Here is a 16,810-nt window from a genome sequence, read left to right on the forward strand (position 1 = left end):
GCGGATGCTCAGGTTCATGTTCGTCGGCGACTCGATGACGATCGGCAGCGCGGGCGAGCACACCTGGCGCCACCGCATCTGGCGGCACCTGTGCGCCACCGGCACCGACTGCACCGTCGTCGGCCCCCGCACCGCCCTGCACGGCGGCACCCACGACTACGCGGATCCGGACTTCCCGCAGCACCACCTCGCGGGCTGGGGAGAGGGCTGGCAGCACATGGCACCGGCGATCGCGGCCGCGGTCACCGAGTCCCGGGCCGACGTCCTCCTGGTCTCCCTCGGCCTGATCGACCTGGGCTTCTACACGAACGCCGAGCAGACGGCGCACAACGTACGCCGCTTCGTCGCCGAGGCCCGCTCGGCGAACCCGGCCCTGCGCATGGTCGCGCTCCCCGTGATCCCGAACATCCGCGCCGAGTCCGACGCCCCCTTCGCGGCGCAGGTGGCCCACTTCAACACCCTGCTGGCGAAGGCGGTCGCGGACCTCGGCGAGCCCCGCTCACCGCTGCTGCTGGCCTCGGTCCCGGAGTCGTACGACATCCACACGGACACCTACGACGGCACGCACCCGAACGCGTCCGGCGAGCACAAGCTCGCCGCGGCGTTCGCGGACGCCCTGCACCAGGCCTGGGGCATCGGGGGCCCGTACCGCCTCACACCCGCCACCGGCTGACCCCGAACCCGCTCCCCTGCCGCCGGATCTCCGCCGCCCCCGGCCCGGGGAAGTGCGCCGGGATCACCAGCTCGTGCTCGTCGGCGGCGCGCTGGAGCACCCGGACGCGGCTGGCGGCCGACGCCGGCCGGTCCACGCACATCGCGCTGCTGCACGTGGGCGCGAGGAACTGGGCCGGGCTGTGCAGCAGGTCGCCCACGAAGACGGCCCGGTCGGTGCCCGACGCCAGACGCAGCACCGACGACCCCGGGGTGTGCCCGGGCGCGGGCTCCAGGACCAGCCGGGAGTCGATGCGGTGCGAGCCCTCCCAGAGCACGGCCTGCCCCGCCTCGACGACCGGCGCGACACTGTCCGCGAACAGGAAGCGGTGGTTGTCGTGCGCCGTGCGCGCCGCGCCGGCCGGGCCGAAGTAGTCGTGGTCGGCGCGGGGCACGAGATACGTGGCGTTCGGGAACGTCGGCACCCAACTGCCGCCCTCGTCACGGGTGTTCCAGCCCACGTGGTCGGCGTGCACATGGGTGTTGACGACGACGTCCACGTCCTCGGGCCGCACGCCCGCCCGGGCCAGCCGGTCCAGGAAGTCCGTGTCGAGCCCGGAGAAGTGCGGTGTGCCGGGCCGCTCGCGGCCGTTGCCGGCACCCGGGTCGACCACGACGGTGCGGCCCCCGCTGCGCAGCACCCACGCCTGTACGGCGGCCAGCACGGCGCCGCTGTCCGGGTCCTGGAAGTCGGGGGCGAGCCACTTCTCGTGGGCGTGCCAGGTGGCCTCGATGCCGGGGAACAGGTCGGCCGGCGCACCGAAGGGGCCGCGCACCTCCACGACCTTGACGATCTCGACGTCGCCGAGCGTGATGCGTTCGAAGTCGGTGTCCATGCCTCCACGCTAGGAACCCGGGACGAGCGTTTCCATGCGCCAGGGGCTCGCTTCGATACGCGATCGGCTCATCCTGCGCGTCACGGTCCGCCGCGATCCGCCTACGCTGGACCGCATGGACGTGGTCAGCGACGCGATCGCCGCCGTGCGGACGGGCAGCCCGTCCGCCAACCGGCTCCGGGTGAGCGGGAGTTGGTGCGTACGCCTGGAGCCGTACGAGGGCGCCGGGTTCCATGTGGCCCTCGCCGGCGGCTGCTGGCTGCTGCCCGACGGCGGGGCGCCGCTCACCCTGCGCCCCGGTGACGCCGTGCTGCTGCCGCACGGCGCGGGCCATGTCCTGGCGGACGCCCCGGCGGACCCGGCCGCGGTCGCCCGCGCCCTGCCCTTCGACGCCCTGCCCGGCATCCCTCCCGACGTCCCGCCGGCGGACAGCGCCGACGCGGTGGAGCTGCTGTGCGGCAAGTACCGCCTCGACCGCAGCCGCACCCACCCGCTCCTCGCCGAGCTGCCGGACGTCGTGCACCTGCCGCACGACGACCACTCACAGCCCGAACTCCGTTCGGCCATCGACCTGTTGAGCCGGGAAGTGGTCACCGCCCGGCCCGGCTCCTGCGCGGCCGTGCCGAGCCTGCTCGACCTGCTCCTCGTCTACATGATCCGCGCCTGGACCGCGGGCCCTGCGGCCGGTTCCGACGCCCGCTGGCCGCACGCCCTCGCCGACCCGGTGGTGACCGAGGCACTGCGCCTGCTGCACGGCGACCCCGCCCACGGCTGGACCGCCGACCGTCTGGCGGCGCGCGCGGGCGTCTCCCGCGCGACGCTCAACCGCCGCTTCACGGCGCTGGTGGGCCGGCCCCCGATGACGTATCTGACGTGGTGGCGGATGACCCGCGCGGCGACCCTCCTGCGCGCCGCCGACACCCCGCTGGACTCCGTCGCCCGCGAGGTCGGCTACGGCTCCCCGTACGCCCTCTCGCACGCGTTCCGCCGGGAGTTCGGGGTGACGCCGGGGCGGTACCGGACGGCTGTTCGGGTTCCGGCGGGCTGAGGGCACAGGCGTGTGACCGGGACACTCTGCGTATCGTTGTACTGCGCGGTCCCCTCCATGCGCGGGGTGGCCGGGGAGGAGCGCCACGATGACCGCCGAGGCAATCGACAGGATCGACATGGCGACGGTGAACGAGCAGATCTTGGACGAGATGTTCGCCCAGATGACCATCCCCGAGGGCTACAAGGCAGAGATCGTCGAGGGGATCGTCTACATGTCGCCGCAGAGGGACACGCGCTGGGAGGTCATCCTGGACATCGTCGAGCAGTTGAGGACCAAGTACCCGCGCAAGCGCGTCAAGTCCGATGTCCGCATCGACTATCCCGGCCACCTCAACGGCTTCGCCACCGACGTGACTCTCGTGTCCGAGTCCGCCGAGAAGAACGCCAAGGGCCTGTGGCTCTGGCAGGACGTCGTCTTCGTCGCCGAGGTCATCTCCAAGGGCACCGGCACCAACGACTACGGCCCCAAGAAGTCCGCCTACGCGACCGCCGAGGTCCCCGTCTACCTGGTCGCCGACCCGTACCAAGGCAAGTGCCACCTCTACGCGCAGCCCAAGGACGGCGACTTCCTCACCGAGACCACGGTCACCTTCGGCACGGAGGTCGACATGACGAACACCCCCGTCGGCCTGACCCTCGGCACCGCCGAGTTCCCCCGCGACTGACGGCCCACTTGCCTAGAGCGCACTCCACGTCATTGGCTGTACAGCCATGAAGTACACGCAGCTCGGACGCACAGGACTCAAGGTCAGCCGGCTCGTCCTCGGCACCATGAACTTCGGTCCGCAGACCGACGAGGCCGCCAGCCACGGCATCATGGACGCGGCGCTGGCCAGCGGCATCAACTACTTCGACACCGCCAACGTGTACGGCTGGGGCGAGAACAAGGGCCGCACCGAGGAGATCATCGGCACCTGGTTCGCCCAGGGCGGCGGCCGCCGCGACAAGACCGTCCTCGCCACCAAGGTCTACGGGAACATGGCGGGCGACGGAGACGTCTGGCCCAACCACGACCGGCTCAGCGCGGTGAACATCCGCCGCGCGGTCGACGCCAGCCTCAAGCGGCTGCAGACCGACTACATCGACATCTACCAGTTCCACCACATCGACCGCCGGACCCCGTTCGAGGAGATCTGGCAGGCGATCGATGTCCTCGTCCAGCAGGGCAAGATCCTGTACGCAGGTTCGTCGAACTTCCCCGGCTACAAGATCGCCCAGGCCAACGAGACGGCGAAGGCGCACGGCCGCGTCGGCCTCGTCAGCGAGCAGTGCCTCTACAACCTCGCCGAGCGCCGCGCCGAGATGGAGGTCATCCCGGCCGCGCAGGACTACGGCCTCGGGGTCATCCCGTGGTCCCCGCTGCACGGCGGGCTGCTCGGCGGCGTCCTCAAGAAGGAGTCCGAGGGCAAGCGCCGCAAGGACGGCCGCAGCGCGAACGCCCTGGAGAACACCAAGGTGCGCGACCAGGTCCAGGCGTACGAGGACCTGCTCGACAAGCACGGCATCGAGCCCGGCGAGGCCGCCCTGGCCTGGCTGCTGACCCGCCCCGGCGTCACGGGCCCGATCGTCGGCCCGCGCACCCAGGAGCAGCTGGACTCGGCGCTGCGCGCGGTCGAGCTGGAGCTGAGCGAAGAGGTCCTGACCGGGCTCGACGAGATCTTCCCGGGTCCGGGTCCGTCCCCGGAGGCCTTCGCCTGGTAGGCGGGCGTACCGCGTGCGCGGCGGCCGTGGGTGCTACTTTCCGACGGCCGCCGCGACAGCCACCACGACGAACATCAGCACCAGCACACCGGCCATGATCCGGTTCCGCGTCTTCGGGTCCACGTACCGAGCCTAACGCGCCCCCGTGAGCTCCCAGCAGCCGACCTTCTCGTACCGCGGCTGCTCCCCCGGCACCCCCGACGTCGGCAGATGGCTGCGGACGAGGGCGAGCTCGCGCACGGTCCAGGGCGTGCCGGCGAAGCCGTCGAGCGCCGCGACGTACGGCCCGAAGTCATGGGCCCGCCTGCTGCGGGCCAGCGTCAGATGCGGCCGGTAGCGGCGGTGCTCCCCCGGCAGCCCGGCCTTCGTGCCCGCCGCCTCGGCCCGCTCGGCCAGCCGCCGCAGCACGGCCACGTCCCCGCGCACCCCCGCCCACAGCGCCCGCCCGCCGAAGTGGCCGCCGCCGCCCAGCGCGAGCCCGAACTCCCCGGTGCGCGCGGCGGCCCGCGCCAGCCGCCGCGCCAGCTCGGGCACGGTCTCCCCGGGCACCTCCCCGTAGAACGCGAGCGTGAGGTGCCAGCCGTCCCGGCCGGTCCAGCGCAGGCCGTCCCGGCCCGCCAACCGGTCCACCGCACGGCCCAGTTCGGCGACGACGGGGTCCGGTGGCAGCACCGCTGCGAAAAGCCTCACGGTTCCAGTCTCGCGTACGGCGAAGGGCCGGACGGGGACACCGTCCGGCCCTTCGCCGTGGAGCTCCGGCTCACGCCACCGCGGCCAGCTGCTGCGGCTCGCGCGGCACGAACTGCAGATGGCGCTCGCCGCGCCGCAGGTCGACCTTGAGGCGCAGGTTCGCCGCGCGGGCCAGCATCAGGCCGACGCCGACCGCCGCCGCGGCGCAGATCACACCGCCGAGCATGAAGCTGACGCGCACCCCGTACTGGTCGGCGAGCCAGCCGAAGAGCGGCCCGCCCAGCGGGGTGCCGCCGGTGAACACCATCATGAACAGCGACATGACGCGGCCGCGCATCTCCGGATCCGTGCCCATCTGGACCGTGGAGTTGGCCGTCACGTTGACCGTGAGGCCGAGGATGCCGAGCAGCACGATCAGCGGGGCGAACGCCCAGACACCCGGCGCCCACGCGGCCAGGATCTCCAGCGCGCCGAAGCCGATCGCCGCGCCGACCAGGACCCTGAGGCGGGTCGAGCGGCGGCGGGCGGCGAGCAGCGCGCCGGCCAGCGAGCCGATCGCCATGAGCGTGTTGAACAGGCCGTACTGGCCGACCCCGCCGTGGAACACGTCGTCGGCGTACGCGCTCAGCCAGATCGGGAAGTTGAAGCCGAACGTGCCGACGAATCCGACGAGCACGATCGGCCAGATCAGCTCGGGGTGCCGCGACACGTACCGCAGTCCTTCGCGCAGCTGTCCCTTGCCGCGCGGGGTGCGCTTGATGTGGTGCAGTTCCTTGGTACGCATCAGCATCAGGCCGGTGAGCGGGGCGAGGAACGACAGGCCGTTGGCGAGGAACGCCCAGCCGGGGCCGACGGCCGCGGTCAGCGCGGAGGCGACGGCGGGGCCGATGAGGCGGGCGGACTGGAAGTTCGCCGAGTTCAGGGACACCGCGTTGCGGACCTGGTCCGGGCCGACCATCTCGGAGACGAACGACTGCCGGGTCGGGTTGTCGACGACGGTGACCAGGCCGGTGAAGAAGGCGGCGACGTAGACGTGCCAGACCTGTACGTGGCCGGAGAGCGTGAGCGCGGCCAGGAACAGGCCCGACAGGCTCATCGCGCCCTGGGTGCAGAAGAGCAGGTTCCGCTTGGCGAAACGGTCGGCGATCACACCGCCGTACAGCCCGAAGAGCAGCATCGGCAGGAACTGCATCGCGGTGGTGACACCGACGGCGGCGGAGGAGCCCGTGATGGACAGGACCAGCCAGTCCTGGGTGATGCGGGCCATCCAGGTGCCGGTGTTGGAGATGACGGCCCCGGTCGCGAAGAGGCGGTAGTTGCGCACCTTCAGGCTCGCGAACATCGAGGTCTTGTGGGGGCGGGCGGGGGTGTCGTGGGCCGTTGGTGCGGGGGCGGAGTCTGCTCCGGATCCCGTACTCAAAGTGGGTTCGCCTCCTCGGCGGTCGTCTGGGTCAGAGGCCTTCTCAGAGATGGGCGAGCTTCTCCAGGACGGGTGCGGCCGCGCGCAGCTTGGCCCACTCGTCCTCGTCGAGACCGACGGCGAGATCGGCCAGCCACGCGTTCCGCTTGCGGCGGGACTCGGCGAGCATGGCCTCGGCCTGCTCGGTCGACGTGACGACCTTCTGCCTGCGGTCCTCGGGGTGAGGCTCCAGCCTGACCAGTCCCTTGGCTTCCAGGAGCGCGACGATGCGGGTCATCGACGGCGGCTGGACGTGCTCCTTGCGGGCCAGCTCGCCCGGGGTCGCCGAGCCGCATCCGGCAAGGGTGCCGAGCACCGACATCTCGGTGGGGCTCAGCGATTCGTCGACCCGCTGGTGCTTGAGTCGGCGCGACAGGCGCATCACGGCGGAGCGCAGAGAGTTCACGGCGGCTACGTCATCGCCATGGGAGAGGTCCGGCATGTTCGTTAGCGTAACTCATTACTGTGTCTAACGACTACTCGATAAGCGCAGGCTGCCCGTGATCCGTGCCACCGAACCGCTTCATCACCCATACGAGTGAGTCGATTCCAGAAAGTGACACGCCGAAGGCCGCCACGCCGCGACCCTGTTCCGTATGGGATCGACTGTGCTCAGCCTGCGGATAGACGGTGAGCTGCTCGACCGGCTCAAGGAGCATGCCGCCAAAAGGGGAATGAGCGTCCAGGACTATGTGGTCCGGACGCTCATTCGAGACGACTTCGACGAACGGTTCGCGACGGCCGTCGAGGAGACGGAGAGGTTCTACGGGGCGGCGTGAGCCGCCCCGCACCACCGGATCACGTCAGGCCGAGCGCCGGCATCAGGTAGTAGAAGGCGAAGACCGCCGCGACCGCGTACATGGCGGCCGGCACCTCCTTGGCCCGGCCCGCGACCACGCGCAGCACGGTGAAGGTGATGAAGCCCATGCCGATGCCGTTCGTGATCGAGTACGTGAACGGCATCATCAGCATCGTCACGAACGCCGGGATGGCGATCGTCCAGTCGTCCCAGTCGATGGCGCGGATGCCGCCCGACAGGATCAGGAAGCCGACCGCGAGCAGCGCGGGGGTGGCCGCCTGGGACGGGACCATCGTGGCGATCGGCGTGAGGAACAGCGCGACCGCGAAGAGGCCGCCGGTGACGACGTTGGCGAGACCGGTGCGGGCGCCCTCGCCGACACCGGCCGTGGACTCCACGAAGCAGGTGGTGGCCGAGGAGGACGAGGCGCCGCCGGCGGCGACGGCGATGCCGTCGATGAACAGGACCTTGTTCATGCCGGGCATCTGACCGTTCTCGTCGGTCAGGTGCGCCTCGTCGCTGATGCCCATGATCGTGCCCATGGCGTCGAAGAAGCACGACAGCAGCACGGTGAAGACGAAGAGGACGCCGGTCAGGATGCCGACCTTCTCGAAGCCGCCGAACAGGCTGACCTCGCCGACCAGGCCGAAGTCCGGGGTGGAGACGGGGTTGCCGGGCCACTTCGGGGTGGTCAGACCCCAGGACGGCACCTTGGCGACGGCGTCGATGATCACCGCGGCGACGGTCATCACGACGATCGAGATCAGGATCGCGCCCGGCACCTTGCGCACGAGCAGCGCCAGGGTCAGCAGCACGCCGAGGACGAAGACCAGGACCGGCCAGCCGTTGAGGTGGCCGTCGGCGCCGAGCTGCAGCGGCACCGTGGTGTGCGCGGCGTCCGGGATGCGCGAGACGAAGCCGGAGTCGACGAGACCGATCAGCATGATGAACAGGCCGATACCGATGGCGATGCCCTTGCGCAGGCCGAGCGGCACGGCGTTCATCACGCGCTCGCGCAGACCGGTGGCGACCAGGAGCATCACCACGAAGCCGGCGAGGACGACCATGCCCATCGCGTCCGGCCACGACATGCGCGGCGCGAGCTGCAGGGCGACGACGGTGTTCACGCCGAGGCCGGCGGCGAGGGCGATCGGCACGTTGCCGATGACACCCATGAGCAGCGTGGTGAAGGCGGCGGTCAGCGCGGTCGCGGTGACCAGCTGGCCGTTGTCGAGCTGGTGCCCGTACATGTCCTTCGCGCTGCCGAGGATGATCGGGTTCAGCACGATGATGTAGGCCATCGCGAAGAACGTGGCGAAGCCGCCACGGATCTCACGGGGGACCGTCGAGCCGCGCTCGGAGATCTTGAAGTACCGGTCGAGGCCGTTCTTCGGGGTCGAGGGCGGCTGATCGTTGGCATCGACCGGGGCGGTGGCCGAAGTGGACATGGATGACCTCAGCGGTATTCAGGAGAGCGGCTTCTGCGGGCAAGAACGTGATCGAGTCTGATCCTCGCGTGATCACCAGCGGGTTTCCCCGATGTTTCCGCTGGTGTTTCGTACGAACAGAAGTAGCCAGACTCAGGCGGTTTCAGTATGAACATATGAGGCCGAAATCGCTATCTCCGCGCGTAGACCCTTGGTGCGCAAGGGGAGTACGGGGTTGCGGGGCCGATCGTTTCCGGCTCCTCGTAAGCTGTGCACATGGCCGCATCTCTTTCGGGATCCCCGAAGCACGAGGCACCGGAACCCCTTGAGGGGCCCGTGGTCGCCACCATCACCGGCGGCACGATCCTGTGGTTCGTCCTCTTCCTCGTCCAGTTGCCGTTCTACGGCTGGTTCGAGGACCGCGGGACGACCTGGTGGGTGTGGACCTGTCTGGCGGGAGCCGGGCTCGGCCTCATCGGGATCTGGTACGTCCGCAAGCGCGACGCGGCGATCAAGCGAGCGGCGGCGAGCGCCCCGTAGGGGACGCCCGTACAACCCTCGGAGCACGGGCCTCCTCCCCTGGTCGGATCTTTCGCCCACCCGACGGGTGAACCCCCCAAATCGCCCGTACTGTCGTTCCCATGACCCATATCGACGCGGGCGCCGAACTGGACCCGGTGCACCCGGTACCGGTGCCGGAACGGGCGACGGGCCTCACCACCTCCCAGGTCGCGGAGCGCGTGAGCCGCGGCGAGGTCAACGACGTACCGGTGCGCAGCTCGCGCTCGCTGACGGAGATCGTCCGCGCCAACGTCTTCACCCGCTTCAACGCGATCATCGGCGTGCTCTGGCTGATCATGCTGTTCGTCGCGCCGATCCAGGACAGCCTCTTCGGCTTCGTGATCCTCGCCAACACCGGCATCGGCATCGTCCAGGAGTGGCGGGCCAAGAAGACCCTGGACTCGCTCGCCGTGATCGGCGAGGCGAAGCCGACGGTGCGGCGCGACGGAGTGGCCGCCGAGATCTCCACCTCCGAGATCGTGCTCGGCGACCTCATCGAGATCGGCCCCGGCGACAAGATCGTGGTGGACGGCGCGTGCGTCGAGGCCGACGGCCTGGAGATCGACGAGTCGCTGCTGACCGGTGAGGCCGACCCGGTCGTGAAGCAGCCCGGCGACGCGGTCATGTCGGGGTCGTTCGTGGTCGCGGGCGGCGGCGCGTTCACCGCGACGAAGGTGGGACGCGAGGCGTACGCGGCCCAGCTCGCCGAGGAGGCCAGCCGGTTCACCCTCGTCCAGTCCGAGCTGCGCTCCGGCATCTCCACCATCCTCAAGTACGTGCAGTGGATGATGATCCCGACCGCGATCGGCCTGGTCATCAGCCAGCTCGTCGTCAAGGAGCACAACTTCAAGGACTCGATCGCGCGCACGGTCGGCGGCATCGTGCCGATGGTCCCCGAAGGGCTGGTCCTGCTCACCTCCGTGGCCTTCGCGATCGGCGTCATCCGGCTCGGCCGCAAGCAGTGCCTCGTCCAGGAACTCCCCGCCATCGAGGGCCTGGCCCGCATCGACACCGTCTGTCTCGACAAGACGGGCACGCTCACCGAGGGCGGCATGGACGTGGCCGAGCTGCGCCCGCTCGGCGGCGCCGACGAGACGTACGTACGCAAGGTCCTCGGCGCCCTCGGCGAGTCCGACCCGCGGCCCAACGCCTCGCTCCAGGCCATCATCGACGCCTACCCGGACAGCGAGGACTGGCGCTGCACGCAGGCGCTGCCGTTCTCCTCGGCCCGCAAGTACAGCGGCGCCGCCTTCAGCGAGGGCGACGGGACGGGCAGCGCGTGGCTGCTCGGCGCGCCCGACGTGCTGCTGCCCGCCGGCGACCCGGCCCTCGCCGAGATCGAGGAGCTCAACCAGCAGGGCCTGCGCGTGCTGCTGCTCGCCCGCGTCACCAGAGACCTGGAGGACCCGCGGGTCAAGGAGGACGCCGGGCCGGCCGCGCTCGTCGTCCTGGAACAGCGCCTTCGCCCCGACGCCGCCGACACCCTGCGCTACTTCGCCGAGCAGGACGTCAAGGCCAAGGTCATCTCCGGCGACAACGCCGTCTCCGTGGGCGCGGTGGCCGGCAAGCTCGGCCTGACCGGCGCGGAGAACACCGTCGACGCCCGGACCCTGCCCACCGACCAGGCGGAGATGGCCGACGCGCTCGACGCGGGCACGGTGTTCGGCCGGGTCACCCCGCAGCAGAAGCGGGACATGGTCGCGGCTCTCCAGTCGCACGGGCACACCGTCGCGATGACGGGCGACGGCGTGAACGACGTGCTCGCGCTCAAGGACGCCGACATCGGCGTCTCGATGGGCTCGGGCTCGGAGGCGACCCGGGCCGTCGCCCAGATCGTGCTGCTCAACAACAGCTTCGCGACGCTGCCCTCGGTCGTCGCGGAGGGCCGCCGCGTCATCGGCAACATCACGCGCGTGGCGACGCTGTTCCTGGTGAAGACCGTCTACTCGGTGCTGCTCGCGCTGCTCGTGGTCTGCTTCCAGGTCGAGTACCCGTTCCTGCCCCGGCACCTGACGCTGCTGTCGACCCTGACGATCGGCATCCCGGCGTTCTTCCTGGCCCTCGCGCCCAACAAGGAGCGGGCCAAGCCGCACTTCGTACGGCGGGTGATGCGGTACGCGATCCCGGGCGGGGTCGTCGCGGGGCTCGCCACGTTCGTGATGTACATGATCGCCCGGCACTTCTACACGGGCTCGGGCTCGCTGGGCGCGGAGACCAGTTCGGCGACGCTGACGCTGTTCCTGATCTCGATGTGGGTGCTCGCCATCGTCGCCCGCCCCTACACGTGGTGGCGGTTGTGCCTGGTGGCGGCGATGGGCCTCGCGTTCCTGCTGGTCCTGGTCGTGCCGTGGCTGCAGGACTTCTTCGCGCTGAAGCTGGTGGGTACCGCCATGCCGTGGACGGCGGTGGGCGTCGCGGCGGTGGCGGCGGTCGTCCTCGAATTCCTGTGGAAGTGGGTCGACCGCCGCTTTCCGGCGTGACCTCGGCTCAGAGCCAGCCCTTCTTGCGGACGAACCCGAAGGTCGCGAGGGCCGTCAGCAGCACCGTGCCGACCAGGATCGGCAGGGCGTAGAAGTTGTCGAAGCCGTACTCGTCGAGGTGGGCGAAGTTGGCTCCGGGGATGGCCGCGAAGGTCGACGGGATGACGAACATCAGCGTCATCGCCGTGAGCCTGCGGTTCTCGACCGTGGACGTCACCTGCTCCTCGGTCAGCGTGTTGAGCCGCTCCATGTCCCGGTTGAAGTCCCGCAGTTCGTCGCGGATCTCGGTGAGCAGGGCGATGGTCTGCGGGGTGCCGGCGGCGCCGTCCAGGGCCCGGTTCAGGTCGCGGGTGCCGGTGTTCGTGGTCATGGGTTCTTCTCTCTTCTGCGGCCGTCTCTGCGCACACGGGCATGACGGAGCGTCACGTACCGGCGGTGAGCGCACACGAGGGTGCGGCGGTCACGGCACGACGCGGGTACGCCTACGGGTGAGGTGACGCGGAGGGGTGTGGGGAAAAGCGCGACGACGTGCGGCTACGGACTCAGATCGAGCCGGAGGTCGAGGCGACGCGGTGCTGCAAAACAGTGCAACTCGGACTGTGGTCCATGGCGGATCGCCTCCTCTCGGCCGGTCGTGCGGCGTTCAGATCGCGCCTCACACGCTAACAGTGGTCCTACGGCCCCCAGGGGGGCGAAAAGTCCCGCGGCCCCGGGACGAAGGTCCCGGGGCCGCGGTCAGGGCGAGCGGAGCGCGTGCGCTCAGTTCACGTCGACGAAGTCGCTGGTCGACGTGACCGCCGGGGTGGTGGAGGTGCCGGCGAACTTGTAGCGGAAGTAGCCGTCCGCGGACGCGGTGACCGTGGTCTTCAGGTTGCCCTTGGAGTCCGAGGTCACCGTCTTGACGTTCGAGTACGTACTGGAGGTCTTCTTGCGGTACTGGAGCGTCACCTTCTGCTGGGTGTAGCCCGCGTACTTGCCGGTGTCCCAGTTGGCGCGGGACAGCAGGCCGGTGACCGTGATGGTCCTGCCCTTCTTGACCGGCTCGGGGGCGGCGTTGGTGGTGAGCTTGGAGTAGCGCTTGGTGCTGTAGGACTTGACCTTCTCGCGGATCGAGTAGTCGTAGTCCTTGGCCTGCACGGCCGCCATGACCTTCCAGGAGCCGGCGTCCGTGTTGTACAGGTCGTACGGGTCGACGGTGAAGCTCAGCGTGCAGGTCGACGTGGTGGAGTTGACCGTCTTGCAGGTGGTGGCGCCGTCGGCCTCGTTCTGCAGGGCACCGGTGTTGGAGGACTCCAGGTCCGTGCCGTGGTACACGAGCGCGTACCCGGAGGTGTTGTTGATGCCGGAGTCGTCCGTGGCGGTGAAGGTCACCTTGAAGTTGGCCTTGGCGGAGACGCCGAGCACGACGTCCGTGCCGCCGTGGACGACGACGTTCGAGATGGCGGTGTCGCCGTACTGGTCGTCGTTGCCGGAGGTGGCGGCGAACGTGGAGGCACGCGAAGCGGCGTGAGCGGCCTTGAAACCGGAGTTCACGTGGTCGGCAGCTGCGGTCAACGAGTTGTTGCCGTCCGCCTGCGCCGGGACGGCGAACGCGGTGAGGGCCAGGGCGCCGGAAACCGTCACGGCGGCCGCGGTGGCACGTATGCGCATGTGTTCCCCATTGGTGGAGAAGGGACCCGCGGTACTGGTGCTGTCACGCGGGCCCAAGTGGTCTAGGGGTCTGTTGACCCGCCAGATAGACCCGTGACCCGCGTGACTGGTTGTACGCCAGGTGAGAATTTTGTGATTGATTGACGAAGATCGGGTGCGGCTCAGTCGAACCAGCGGTCCCGCGCCAACTCCTGGGTACGCGAAGGGTCTTCCAGGAGCGCCGCCACCTCGAACCGCCGCGGCCACTGCCCCGCCGCCCACGCGAGCCCCGCGGCGACCCCCTCCAGCGTCGCCGCGTGCACGGTGCCGTCGGGGCTGCGGCGCCAGTCGACCTCGGTCCCGGCGACGTACAGCTCCTCGTGCTCGACGTACGAGGCCGGGGTCGCGGCCCCGAGCAGCGTGCGCACGGAGTCGGGCACGGGGTGCTCGGCCCCCTCGGAACCGGTGATCTCGGCGTCCACGGCCTCGCTCAGGCGCCGCACCTGGAACAGCTCGGCGAGATGCGCGGCCCCGGACGGTGCGACGGGCAGCAGCGGGCGCCCGGCGGCGAGCGGGATCAGGTCGGGGGCGTCGGCGACGAGGGCGTCCGCCGCGTCCACGACGGTGACCTCGCCGTCGACGACGGCCCGCAGCTCGTCGGGCAGGGTGACCTGTTCGGGGTCGAGCGCGGCCAGCTTGCCGTACAGCGCGTGCAGTTGGGCCGCGCCCACCGGCCGCTCCGGGTCGGCGAGCCGATCCAGGAGCTCGGCGGCGCCGCCGGGCTCGTCGAGCAGCGCGGCCGCCGAGGTCCGCACGCCGAGGGCGCGCAGCACCTGCTCGTCGTCGAACCCGGCGGCGTCGGCGGCCTCGTACAGGCCGACGAGCAGCGGGTCGCCGCCCTCGGCGCGCAGACCGGCCGGCCGGCGGCCGTCCAGGACCGGATTGCCGCGCAGCCACCACGCCGTGTACGGGCGGACGAGCTCGTGGGTGCCGTCGGGCAGCAGGATCCGCACGGGCTGGGTGAGGGCGTCGCGCAGCGGGGGCCGCGAGAGCAGCGCGAGGGCCTGCGGCCACCGCTCCTCGTCCACCAGGTCCAGATCGCGTACGGCGACCAGCTCGGTGGCGACCGGCGGCACCGGGGTGTCGGGCAGCCGGTCCAGGACGTCCTCGCACCACACGTCGACGGCGTCGAGCAGACCCGCGTCGTCGGGCTCGGGGTAGTCGCTGTCGCGCGGGTCGAGTTCGTCGGGGTCGAGGACCACGTCGGTGGCGCGGACCAGGGCGAAGGTCGCGAGCACCCCGCAGGCGGCGAGCGGCTGCTCGCCCCACCGCTCGGCCAGCTCCTCGTCCGCGCAGGGCAGTTCGCCCTCGCGCAGGACGGACGCCAGGGGGCTGCCGGGGAGCACCAGTTCGGCGGCCGGGGCGAGCTCGCCGGTCTCGTCGGGCAGGGCGAGGGCGCCGAGCCACGGTTCGTCGCCGACGTCGAGGTGGGCGTCGCGCACCAGGGTGAGCACGACGTCCGCCAGCTCGTCGGCATCGAGCGTGCCTTCGTCGTCCCAGGCGGGCTCGTCGTCCAGGGACGCGGCGACGGCCGCCCGCAGCTGAGGCGTCGTCAGGACGGCGCGCGGCGTGGCGGGCAGTGCGCCCAGCTTCTCCAGGAGCGGGTGGGCGGCGTCGGCGTGGGCCACCTTGAGGCCGAGCCGGGCGAGGGCGTCGCCGGGCACCGCCGACGCCTCGGCGGCCGGCAGCAGCACCTGGCGCGGCCCGATGACGGTCCGGCCCCCGGCGAGCGGCACGGGCAGCCCGCTGAGCCGGTCGGGGTCGACCCCGGCGAGGGAGTCGTAGAGCCGCCGCCACCAGCCGGGGTCCTTCTCCAGGCCGGCCAGCCGGTCGATCGCCTCGGTCAGCGGGACGCGGGCGACGCCCAGCGTGCGCAGCTCCACGCGCCGTTCCAGCCCGGCGGGCAGCAGGCCGGTCAGCACGTCGGCGAGGACGCGCACGGTGTCGGCCCCGACGCCCTCGACGACCTCGGCGTCCCGCGGCTTGAGGGCGGCGGGCCGGTCGTCGTCATCGGAGGCGGGCGCCAGCGCCGGAGGCAGGAAGGCGGTGCGGGGCAGCCGTTCCAGGATCGCGGCCCGCAGCGCCCCGTCCAGCTCGCTCTTGCCGAGCGGGCCGGGAACGAGGTCGAGGATGCCGGGGCCCACGGGCCGCCAGTCGCCGAGCAGTTCGGTGTACGCGTCGGCGGCGCGCTCGGTGAGGAACCCGGTGAGCGGGCCCGGCGCGACGTGCCGCCGGGCGGTGTCCAGCGGGAACGAGGCGATGAGCAGCGCGGGCACGCCGAGGGCCTCGTCGCTCGGCGTGGGGGCGTGCAGCACGGGCGCGCTGCGCGGACTGCTCGGGGCGCCGTCGTCGTCGACCGGCACGGCCCAGGTGACGGACCAGTGGGGGCGCAGCCGCTCCTCGACGGGCCGGTCGGCGAGCAGGTCGGGGGTGAGGGCGCCGGTCCGGGTGACGGTGCGCCAGCGCAGCTCGGCGGGCTCGCGGGCGTCGTCCGAGATCACCGTGTACGCGTCCGTGGTGCGGCGGCGCAGCACGCGCGTCCCGGCGTCCGTGGTGACCGTGACCTCGGCGAGGCCGGGCAGGGCGAGCAGCAGCGTGTCGTCGACGTCGTCGAGGAGGCGGGCGGCGAGCGCCTCGGCGGCCTGGTCGCGCAGCGGCAGGATGACGACGGTGTCGTACCCGTCGGGCGCCTGGCCCTCGGCCGCGAACGGCAGCCGCAGCAGCGGTACGTGGCCGTCCCGGCGGCGCAGTTCGTCGCCGAGGCCGGGGCTGTGCCGGGCCACCTCGGCGGCGGCGATGCGCGCCTCGCCGAGCGACCAGCGCACGCCGCCGGTCCGCCCGACGACGGCGGGCTCGTCGGACACGGCGAGCACGGCGGCGAACCCGACGCCGAACCGGCCCACGGCGGTGCCGGAGTCCTCCCGCTTGGCGGAGGCCCGCAGGGTGGACAGCGACTCGACACCGGTGGCGTCCAGCGGGGCGCCGGTGTTCGCGGCGGCCAGCACGCCGTCCCGCAGGGTGAGCGCGAGCCGGCCCCCGGCCCCCGCGCGAGCGGCGGCGTCGGCGGCGTTCTGGGCCAGCTCGACGACGAGCCGGTCACGGTAGCCGCCGAGGGCGAGGTCCTCCTCGGCGTTCGCGTCCTCCCGGAACCGGGCCGCGCTCCCGGTCCATGCGTCCAGCACGCCGCGCCGCAGCCTGGCGGTGCCGAACGGGTCCATGCCCTCGGGTGCCGGCCCCACGATCTTGCTGACGCTCACGGGTGTCTCCTCCGGGCGGCTGTTGTCGGTCGGCCCGCACGGTATCGCGGCCACGGATCTGCCTCGCGAGCACCGTCGCCGGGTACGGGTCCGGTGGGGGCTGGCCGCGCGGGGAACTGCGCGAGCGGCCACGACGCAACCGGTACCCGC

General features: G+C 71.4%; 15 protein-coding genes. 7 read left to right on the top strand and 8 right to left on the bottom strand.

Annotated features, from left to right (window positions below):
* Positions 1-4: 4 nt before the first annotated feature.
* Positions 5-673: a GDSL-type esterase/lipase family protein gene (locus tag ACVHNB_RS38255; protein ID WP_428953998.1), complete on the top strand. Its 669-nt coding sequence runs from the start codon at positions 5-7 to the stop codon at positions 671-673.
* Here the strand turns inward: ACVHNB_RS38255 and ACVHNB_RS38260 are convergent.
* Positions 654-1,547, bottom strand: a complete 894-nt coding sequence (locus ACVHNB_RS38260) for an MBL fold metallo-hydrolase (RefSeq protein WP_456226937.1) — start codon at positions 1,545-1,547, stop codon at positions 654-656. The two genes, ACVHNB_RS38255 and ACVHNB_RS38260, sit on opposite strands and share 20 nt — an antisense overlap.
* A 115-nt stretch (positions 1,548-1,662) precedes the next feature.
* On the opposite strand from ACVHNB_RS38260, the gene ACVHNB_RS38265 reads away from it, so the two are divergent.
* The 3 genes from ACVHNB_RS38265 to ACVHNB_RS38275 all read left to right on the top strand — a co-directional run bounded on the left by ACVHNB_RS38265 (position 1,663) and on the right by ACVHNB_RS38275 (position 4,298).
* The gene (locus ACVHNB_RS38265) at positions 1,663-2,595 is read left to right on the top strand and encodes an AraC family transcriptional regulator (RefSeq protein ID WP_428953996.1); all 933 of its coding nucleotides are present in this window, start codon (positions 1,663-1,665) and stop codon (positions 2,593-2,595) included.
* An 88-nt stretch (positions 2,596-2,683) separates the two neighbouring features.
* Positions 2,684-3,262: a Uma2 family endonuclease gene (locus tag ACVHNB_RS38270; RefSeq protein WP_456226938.1), complete on the top strand. Its 579-nt coding sequence runs from the start codon at positions 2,684-2,686 to the stop codon at positions 3,260-3,262.
* Between the two features lie 46 nt (positions 3,263-3,308).
* Entirely contained in the window at positions 3,309-4,298 is a 990-nt protein-coding gene (locus ACVHNB_RS38275) for an aldo/keto reductase (protein WP_428953994.1), read from the top strand.
* 132 nt (positions 4,299-4,430) lie between these two features.
* On the opposite strand, the gene thpR is transcribed toward ACVHNB_RS38275, so the two are convergent.
* From thpR to ACVHNB_RS38290, 3 genes are all read right to left on the bottom strand, one after another.
* Complete coding sequence (thpR, locus tag ACVHNB_RS38280) at positions 4,431-4,988, bottom strand: RNA 2',3'-cyclic phosphodiesterase (RefSeq protein ID WP_428953993.1); 558 nt, start codon at positions 4,986-4,988, stop codon at positions 4,431-4,433.
* A gap of 70 nt (positions 4,989-5,058) precedes the next feature.
* The gene (locus tag ACVHNB_RS38285; RefSeq protein WP_428953992.1) at positions 5,059-6,408 is read right to left on the bottom strand and encodes an MFS transporter; all 1,350 of its coding nucleotides are present in this window, start codon (positions 6,406-6,408) and stop codon (positions 5,059-5,061) included.
* 43 nt (positions 6,409-6,451) lie between these two features.
* Positions 6,452-6,889: a MarR family winged helix-turn-helix transcriptional regulator gene (locus ACVHNB_RS38290; protein ID WP_428953991.1), complete on the bottom strand. Its 438-nt coding sequence runs from the start codon at positions 6,887-6,889 to the stop codon at positions 6,452-6,454.
* Between the two features lie 154 nt (positions 6,890-7,043).
* Here ACVHNB_RS38290 and ACVHNB_RS38295 point away from each other — a divergent pair, with 154 nt between their 5' ends.
* Positions 7,044-7,226 (top strand): ribbon-helix-helix protein, CopG family, encoded by a 183-nt coding sequence (locus tag ACVHNB_RS38295; RefSeq protein WP_428953990.1) that lies wholly within the window; start codon positions 7,044-7,046, stop codon positions 7,224-7,226.
* 19 nt (positions 7,227-7,245) lie between these two features.
* On the opposite strand, the gene ACVHNB_RS38300 is transcribed toward ACVHNB_RS38295, so the two are convergent.
* A complete protein-coding gene (locus ACVHNB_RS38300) occupies positions 7,246-8,694 on the bottom strand; it encodes an NCS2 family permease (protein WP_428953989.1) in 1,449 nt (482 codons plus the stop codon).
* Between the two features lie 255 nt (positions 8,695-8,949).
* Here ACVHNB_RS38300 and ACVHNB_RS38305 point away from each other — a divergent pair, with 255 nt between their 5' ends.
* A complete protein-coding gene (locus ACVHNB_RS38305) occupies positions 8,950-9,213 on the top strand; it encodes a DUF2530 domain-containing protein (protein ID WP_428953988.1) in 264 nt (87 codons plus the stop codon).
* A 101-nt stretch (positions 9,214-9,314) separates the two neighbouring features.
* The gene (locus tag ACVHNB_RS38310; RefSeq protein ID WP_456226939.1) at positions 9,315-11,714 is read left to right on the top strand and encodes an HAD-IC family P-type ATPase; all 2,400 of its coding nucleotides are present in this window, start codon (positions 9,315-9,317) and stop codon (positions 11,712-11,714) included.
* Positions 11,715-11,721: 7 nt separating this feature from the next.
* Here the strand turns inward: ACVHNB_RS38310 and ACVHNB_RS38315 are convergent, their stop codons facing one another.
* The 3 genes from ACVHNB_RS38315 to ACVHNB_RS38325 form a co-directional block, all read right to left on the bottom strand.
* On the bottom strand, positions 11,722-12,084 hold the full coding sequence (locus tag ACVHNB_RS38315; protein WP_428953986.1) for a magnesium transporter CorA family protein: 363 nt from the start codon (positions 12,082-12,084) through the stop codon (positions 11,722-11,724).
* 389 nt (positions 12,085-12,473) lie between these two features.
* Entirely contained in the window at positions 12,474-13,364 is an 891-nt protein-coding gene (locus ACVHNB_RS38320) for a DUF5707 domain-containing protein (protein WP_428953985.1), read from the bottom strand.
* A gap of 161 nt (positions 13,365-13,525) precedes the next feature.
* Positions 13,526-16,621 carry a sacsin N-terminal ATP-binding-like domain-containing protein gene (locus tag ACVHNB_RS38325; protein ID WP_456228996.1) on the bottom strand — a complete coding sequence of 1,032 codons (3,096 nt, stop codon included), beginning with the start codon at positions 16,619-16,621 and terminating at the stop codon, positions 13,526-13,528.
* Between the last annotated feature and the right edge of the window lie 189 nt (positions 16,622-16,810).

This window comes from Streptomyces sp. YJ-C3 (genome assembly GCF_053891275.1).

Bases quoted from the DNA above. Each gene is read 5' to 3' on its own strand.
- ACVHNB_RS38255 (WP_428953998.1), top strand. From the start codon at position 5: ATGCTCAGGTTCATGTTCGTCGGCGACTCGATGACGATCGGCAGCGCG.
- ACVHNB_RS38260 (WP_456226937.1), bottom strand. From the start codon at position 1,547: ATGGACACCGACTTCGAACGCATCACGCTCGGCGACGTCGAGATCGTC.
- ACVHNB_RS38265 (WP_428953996.1), top strand. From the start codon at position 1,663: ATGGACGTGGTCAGCGACGCGATCGCCGCCGTGCGGACGGGCAGCCCG.
- ACVHNB_RS38270 (WP_456226938.1), top strand. From the start codon at position 2,684: ATGACCGCCGAGGCAATCGACAGGATCGACATGGCGACGGTGAACGAG.
- ACVHNB_RS38275 (WP_428953994.1), top strand. From the start codon at position 3,309: ATGAAGTACACGCAGCTCGGACGCACAGGACTCAAGGTCAGCCGGCTC.
- ACVHNB_RS38290 (WP_428953991.1), bottom strand. From the start codon at position 6,889: ATGCCGGACCTCTCCCATGGCGATGACGTAGCCGCCGTGAACTCTCTG.
- ACVHNB_RS38295 (WP_428953990.1), top strand. From the start codon at position 7,044: ATGGGATCGACTGTGCTCAGCCTGCGGATAGACGGTGAGCTGCTCGAC.
- ACVHNB_RS38300 (WP_428953989.1), bottom strand. From the start codon at position 8,694: ATGTCCACTTCGGCCACCGCCCCGGTCGATGCCAACGATCAGCCGCCC.
- ACVHNB_RS38305 (WP_428953988.1), top strand. From the start codon at position 8,950: ATGGCCGCATCTCTTTCGGGATCCCCGAAGCACGAGGCACCGGAACCC.
- ACVHNB_RS38310 (WP_456226939.1), top strand. From the start codon at position 9,315: ATGACCCATATCGACGCGGGCGCCGAACTGGACCCGGTGCACCCGGTA.
- ACVHNB_RS38315 (WP_428953986.1), bottom strand. From the start codon at position 12,084: ATGACCACGAACACCGGCACCCGCGACCTGAACCGGGCCCTGGACGGC.
- ACVHNB_RS38320 (WP_428953985.1), bottom strand. From the start codon at position 13,364: ATGCGCATACGTGCCACCGCGGCCGCCGTGACGGTTTCCGGCGCCCTG.
- ACVHNB_RS38325 (WP_456228996.1), bottom strand. From the start codon at position 16,621: ATGGACCCGTTCGGCACCGCCAGGCTGCGGCGCGGCGTGCTGGACGCA.